Here is a 6,402-nt window from a genome sequence, read left to right on the forward strand (position 1 = left end):
AGGTTTTGGGTTGGACTTAAAATAAGCCAGTTGATTGTGGCGAGAACGAACAGCTTTCTAGATTACCGAATTTGCTTGGCGACCATAGCGCTTTGGACCCACCTGACTCCATGCCGAACTCAGTAGTGAAACGAAGCAGCGCCGATGGTAGTGTGGGGTCTCCCCATGTGAGAGTAGGACATCGCCAGGCTTTGATTATAAATTGTGACTGTTGCTTGCGATTTTTGATAGCTACGGTGCTCATGTACTGACGTACACTGCGCGTCTCGCTTCAAAACTCCCGTCACACAGACACAATTTAATCATCAAAGCGGATGTGTGTAAGACTTTGATGAGAAAACACCAAGCCCTGACCTCACGGTCGGGGCTTTTTTGTATCCTGAGGGTGTATCAGCCCTATGCGCCTCGCTTCAAAACTCCCGTCACACAGACATAATTCAATCATCAAAGCAGATAAACGTAAGACGTGAAGTTCAAACACTAAGTTCTGAACTGACAGTCGGGGCCTAATCTTATCGCAGTCATCTTGAGTAATACTGGCACGGGTGATGTGACGCTTTGCTCGTTGTTGTAGCTACATATAGATATGCCGAGGTGTGGCTGCCAGCCATTATTTTATCCGTGCTGATTCGTATCTAGCAGGCATAAAAAAGCCCCCAATTTTGGAGGCTTTAGCCTGAGCGTTTCGCTCTCTTTTAGCGTGGGTTTTTCTCAATGAGTTCACGCGTCCTCTGGGCCGGCTCTTCAAGCCCCAGCTTTTCGTAGGCTTTTAACATTAATGGTAGAGAAGCACGCGCGGCCTCTGTATCTGGAAAATCCCGCTGTATAGCCTGACAACGATTCACGGCGGCAACCCAAGCTTCGCGACGAATATAGAAATCCGCAGTGGCCAATTCATAGTTAGCTAAGCGGTTTTTCAGTGCCACCATCCGTGCTTTCGCGTCTGCAGCATATTCACTATTAGGGTAGCGTTCGAGTAAGCGACGAAAATCGGCAAAGGCCTTTCTGGCGGGTTCAGGGTCGCGATCGTTACGCTCCATGCGGAGAATATCGTGGATCAGGCTGCGATCTTGCGCCATGTGAACCAAACCACGCATATAGACTACCCAATCGCTTTCTGGGTGAGCTGGATGCATACGGATAAAACGATCTATGGTGGCTTCTGCGAGCGCGAGATCGTCGTTTTTGTAATAGGCGTAGATCAGATCAAGCTGGACTTGATCGGAGTATGCGCCAAACGGATAGCGTGAATCGAGCGCTTCGAGTTTTTCGATCGCAGTGATCCAAGCGCCTTTGTTTAACTGCGCCTCTGCATCTTGATACAGCTTAGATGGCGGATCATCTTGAACGACTTGGTTGTTACTTGAACAGCCCGCGAGTATTGAGGTGGCTAACAGCGCAGTAAGCGTAAGGCGTTTCATGGGTTATCGCACTTCCTTGAAAAGTTTTTATGCCATCTGGATTACGGTCGCAGCGGCAAACAGATACAATGTCATTATTCCGGCTATTTTATCCAGTGACAGGCGACTATAGCAAAAGGCGAGAGCGGGCGATACGCCACACGCCGCCATAACGACTGTCGCGAGGGATTAGTCATAGAAATCACAGAAAAGTTCGATATGGCACAACAGATAGAATTATCTCACCACATTCAAGACCACCAACTGGGCCAACGACTCGACCAAGCAATTGCAGAGCTGTTCCCTGACTACTCGCGTTCTCGGATCAAAACATGGATCCAAGCAGGGCAAGTGTGCTTAGACGGGGAGGTAATGGATAAGCCTCGCCATAAAGTGATGGGGGGAGAAGCGATACAGATCCAAGCGGAAGTGGAAGATGATAATCGCTGGATCCCGCAAGATATCCCTCTAGATATTGTCTACGAAGATGATGACTTGTTGGTAATTAACAAACCTGCAGGTTTAGTCGTGCATCCGGGCGCTGGGTGCCCAGATGGCACTATCTTAAACGGATTATTGTATCTATATCCTGAGATCGGTGATGTGCCTCGCGCAGGTATCGTGCACCGGCTCGATAAAGATACGACAGGGTTGATGGTTGTCGCTAAAACCATCCCAGCGCAAACGCGATTAGTGCGCGCCTTGCAGAAGCGTAAAATTACTCGCGAATATGAGGCGATTGCGATCGGGAATATGACCGGAGGCGGATTGGTGGATAAGCCCATTGGCCGTCACGCCACCAAGCGTACCCATATGGCGGTACATGAGCTAGGCAAGCCCGCGATCACCCACTATCGGGTTGCGGAGCATTTTCGAGGTCATACACGGCTAAGGCTGCGATTGGAAACCGGACGCACTCACCAAATTCGTGTCCACATGGCCTATTTGAACCATCCTTTGGTGGGCGATCCTTTATATGGTGGAAAGGCTAAGCCACCGCGTCAGGCGGACGATGTATTGGTTCAAGGTTTGCGTCAGTTCAAACGACAAGCTTTGCATGCAGCGATGCTACGCTTAGATCATCCGGTGACGGGCGAGCAAATGGAATGGCATGCCCCGGTTCCTGAGGATATGGTCGCGTTGACCGAGCTACTCAGAGATGACCAAGCGAAATACGGTGAAGAGGACTATTAATGGAATGTATCCAGCCTGACTGGCCTGCGCCGCGTCATGTAAAGGCACTGACTACCACTCGCCTCGGTGGGACGAGTCAGGGCGCCTTTTCAGGCTGGAACCTTGGCCTACATGTGGGGGATGACGCTGAAGTTGTCTCGCAAAATAGGGCCATTCTGCAAGCGCTGGTTGGTGGTCCTATCACCTGGCTTAATCAAGTTCATGGTACTCAGGTAGCACGGCTACCGTGTGTTGAGAGCTTGCCAGACGCTGATGCGGCGGTGACGGATGTATCTGGTCAAGTGTGTACAGTGATGACCGCTGACTGCTTACCTGTTTTGATCACTGATCGGCAGGGATCACAAGTTGCGGCTGTACATGCAGGTTGGCGAGGGCTACTCGACGGAGTTATAGAGGCAACCGTCGCCACGTTTACGGACTCGACCCAATGTATGGCTTGGCTGGGGCCGGCAATCGGTCCCATGCATTTTGAGGTCGGACAGGAGGTTTATGACGCTTTTACGCGCGACTGTCCGGCGGCTCGCTCAGCTTTCGTTCGCCAAGCGCATCAGAAGCATCTTGCCGACTTGTATCTGCTGGCTAAACAGCGCCTTGCCAAAATGGGCGTCACGGACGTGTACGGTGGCGATCATTGCACGTACCAGCAACGAGAACAGTTCTATTCTTACCGACGTGATGGGCAAACAGGCCGTATGGCCAGTTGTATTTGGCTGACAAAATAAAGTCAGTGGCGATGGTTGAAAACCTCACTGATGGTGCCCATTTATTCATCAAGCTAAGGTGTTAAGTGGGAGGAGCTATGCGCCTTGATCGTTTTACCAGTAAATTTCAAATCGCTATTTCTGATGCACAGTCACTGGCATTAGGACGTGATCATCAATATATCGAACCCGTTCACTTGATGAGCGCATTGCTCAATCAAGATAGCAGTGCGATTCGCCCTTTACTCACCATGATGAACGTAGATGTGAGCCAACTGCGTTCTAGCCTTTCTGAATTACTTGATCGCTTACCTAAAGTGACAGGGACGGGCGGCGAAGTTCAGCTTTCTAATAATCTCGGTATCCTCTTCAACCTGTGCGATAAGATCTCGCAAAAGCGTAAAGACAAGTACATCTCGTCTGAGTTATTTGTGTTAGCCGCGGTGGAAGATAAAGGACCATTAGGTGAGTTGTTGCGTAGCCATGGCTTAACCAGCCAAAAAGTGGAAGAGGCGATTGAGAAAGTCCGCGGTGGGCAACAAGTGGATGATCCTAATGCGGAAGAAAATCGACAAGCGCTTGAAAAATTCACCATCGATCTCACTGAGCGAGCGGAGCAGGGCAAACTGGATCCTGTGATTGGTCGCGATGATGAAATTCGTCGTACCGTACAAGTGTTGCAGCGGCGTACCAAAAACAATCCGGTATTAATCGGTGAACCCGGTGTCGGTAAAACCGCCATTGTGGAAGGCTTAGCTCAGCGTATCGTCAACGGTGAGGTGCCTGAAGGGCTGCGCAAGAAACGCGTTCTCTCTCTAGACATGGGCTCTTTGGTGGCTGGCGCGAAATACCGTGGTGAATTCGAAGAGCGTTTAAAAGCGGTGTTGAATGAACTTGCGAAAGAAGAAGGCAATGTCATTCTCTTCATCGATGAATTACACACCATGGTCGGTGCAGGCAAAGCTGAAGGAGCGATGGATGCGGGCAACATGCTGAAGCCGGCGTTGGCTCGCGGGGAGCTCCACTGTGTTGGCGCAACCACACTGGATGAATATCGCCAGTATGTAGAAAAAGATGCTGCGCTAGAGCGCCGTTTCCAAAAAGTGTTGATCAACGAGCCTACAGTGGAAGATACGGTGGCGATTTTACGCGGACTCAAAGAGCGTTATGAGCTGCACCACGCCGTTGAAATTACCGACCCAGCGATTGTTGCGGCTGCAAGTCTATCGCACCGTTATATTGCTGATCGGCAACTGCCCGATAAAGCCATTGACTTGATTGATGAAGCAGCGTCGAGCATTCGTATGCAAATCGACTCTAAGCCCGAATCGCTCGACCGTTTAGAGCGTCGCATTGTGCAGCTTAAAATTGAGCAGCAAGCGTTAGAGAAAGAGGAAGATACCGCCAGTCGTAAGCGTCTCGACAGCCTGAAAGAGGAGCTCGACACCAAAGAGCGCGAATACGCTGAATTGGAAGAAGTCTGGAATACAGAAAAAGCGGCAGTATCGGGGACGCAACACATCAAGGCGGCGCTCGAGCAGGCGCGTACGGATATGGAAATTGCCCGTCGTGCTGGCGACTTGAGCCGCATGTCGGAACTGCAATACGGCAAAATTCCTGAGCTCGAAAAACAATTGGATCTTGCTAGCCAAGCCGAAATGCAAGAAATGACCTTGCTGAAAAACCGCGTGACGGATAGCGAGATCGCGGATGTTATCTCGCGCCAAACCGGCATTCCGGTTGCGCGCATGCTAGAAAGCGAGAAAGAAAAACTGCTCAATATGGAAGCGGCATTGCACGAGCATGTTATCGGGCAAGATGAAGCGGTAAGTGCGGTTGCGAATGCTATTCGTCGTAGTCGTGCAGGTTTGGCCGATCCAAATCGCCCGATTGGCTCCTTCCTTTTCCTTGGGCCAACAGGGGTGGGTAAAACCGAACTATGTAAGTCGCTTGCCGAGTTCATGTTCGATAGCCGTGATGCGATGGTACGGATTGATATGTCCGAGTTTATGGAGAAGCACTCAGTGGCTCGCCTTGTTGGGGCACCTCCGGGTTATGTCGGCTATGAAGAAGGCGGCTATCTCACTGAAGCCGTGCGGCGGCGACCTTATTCCGTTATTTTGCTCGATGAAGTGGAAAAAGCTCACCCAGATGTATTCAACATCTTGCTGCAAGTGTTGGATGATGGGCGTCTTACCGACGGCCAAGGTCGGACAGTCGACTTCCGTAACGCGGTCGTGATCATGACATCTAACCTAGGCTCTGATCGTATTCAAGAGCATTTCGGCGAACTTGACTACACAGGTATGAAACAGACGGTGATGGATGTTGTTGCACATCACTTCCGCCCTGAATTCATTAACCGTATCGATGAGGCGGTGGTTTTCCACCCCTTGGCGGAAGATCATATTAAGAATATTGCTAGATTGCAGATGCAAGAAGTTGCACGTCGTATGGCGGAACGAGACTTTACCCTTGAAGTGACAGAAACGGCGTTAGCCATGGTCGCGAAAGGAGGCTTTGATCCTGTCTATGGCGCGCGACCACTCAAACGGGCAATTCAGCAATCGATAGAGAACCCACTTGCTCAGCAAATACTGAGTGGCGATCTCCTGCCTGGGCGACCTGTTGTTCTCGATGTCGAGAATGAACAAATTATTGCTAAACAAGGCTAATCGAACCAAACCGCAAAAAAGCCACCGTTTTAGGTGGCTTTTTTATGGCTATACCACCTAAATTGGCGAGAAAACTTGCGAATTGTTGGCTTTTTGTTCGGTCGGTATTTTTTCTTTAAAAACCCCTTGCGTCACAAAAATACCTCTCTATAATGCGCTCCTCGTTGGCACGGCAAACCGCGCTAACAAACGGCAGCAAAGCCAAGTAAACAAAAAGCTTGACTCACTGCCTCGGTGGCGTAAAATGCCACTCCCGCTCAAGATTGAGCGGCGCTCTTTAACAATTTGACCTATGCAATCTGTGTGGGCACTCGTTGAGAATAGACAAAAAGATTTATTCGATGAACTGAGTGACCAAACGATAACTTTTAGTTATTCGGCACAGTCAATTCGTTTTTCTCTTCGGAGAGAAACAGTAATCAGTATTCATTG

Annotated in this window: 4 protein-coding genes and 1 rRNA gene; 4 read left to right on the forward strand and 1 reads right to left on the reverse strand. The window is 50.0% G+C overall.

Features of this window, described 5'->3' with window-relative positions; translation table 11 throughout:
* The first annotated feature begins 74 nt into the window (after window positions 1–74).
* Window positions 75–190, forward strand: a 5S ribosomal RNA gene (rrf, locus tag BZJ19_RS16755).
* Between the two features lie 505 nt (window positions 191–695).
* On the opposite strand, the gene bamD is transcribed toward rrf, so the two are convergent.
* Window positions 696–1,421: an outer membrane protein assembly factor BamD gene (gene bamD, locus BZJ19_RS16760; protein ID WP_069591102.1), complete on the reverse strand. Its 726-nt coding sequence runs from the start codon at window positions 1,419–1,421 to the stop codon at window positions 696–698.
* A 198-nt stretch (window positions 1,422–1,619) separates the two neighbouring features.
* On the opposite strand from bamD, the gene rluD reads away from it, so the two are divergent.
* The 3 genes from rluD to clpB all read left to right on the forward strand — a co-directional run bounded on the left by rluD (window position 1,620) and on the right by clpB (window position 5,970).
* Window positions 1,620–2,594 carry a 23S rRNA pseudouridine(1911/1915/1917) synthase RluD gene (gene rluD, locus BZJ19_RS16765; RefSeq protein ID WP_077663532.1) on the forward strand — a complete coding sequence of 325 codons (975 nt, stop codon included), beginning with the start codon at window positions 1,620–1,622 and terminating at the stop codon, window positions 2,592–2,594.
* Window positions 2,594–3,316 carry a peptidoglycan editing factor PgeF gene (pgeF, locus tag BZJ19_RS16770; RefSeq protein ID WP_077676464.1) on the forward strand — a complete coding sequence of 241 codons (723 nt, stop codon included), beginning with the start codon at window positions 2,594–2,596 and terminating at the stop codon, window positions 3,314–3,316. The genes rluD and pgeF overlap by 1 nt, the downstream gene beginning before the upstream one ends.
* A 77-nt stretch (window positions 3,317–3,393) precedes the next feature.
* The gene (gene clpB, locus BZJ19_RS16775; RefSeq protein WP_077676465.1) at window positions 3,394–5,970 is read left to right on the forward strand and encodes an ATP-dependent chaperone ClpB; all 2,577 of its coding nucleotides are present in this window, start codon (window positions 3,394–3,396) and stop codon (window positions 5,968–5,970) included.
* Window positions 5,971–6,402: the final 432 nt, after the last annotated feature.

The sequence above is a fragment of the Salinivibrio proteolyticus genome, assembly GCF_001996165.1.
GTDB lineage: Bacteria > Pseudomonadota > Gammaproteobacteria > Enterobacterales > Vibrionaceae > Salinivibrio > Salinivibrio proteolyticus.

Bases quoted from the DNA above. Each gene is read 5' to 3' on its own strand.
- rluD (WP_077663532.1), top strand. From the start codon at position 1,620: ATGGCACAACAGATAGAATTATCTCACCACATTCAAGACCACCAACTG.
- clpB (WP_077676465.1), top strand. From the start codon at position 3,394: ATGCGCCTTGATCGTTTTACCAGTAAATTTCAAATCGCTATTTCTGAT.
- pgeF (WP_077676464.1), top strand. From the start codon at position 2,594: ATGGAATGTATCCAGCCTGACTGGCCTGCGCCGCGTCATGTAAAGGCA.
- bamD (WP_069591102.1), bottom strand. From the start codon at position 1,421: ATGAAACGCCTTACGCTTACTGCGCTGTTAGCCACCTCAATACTCGCG.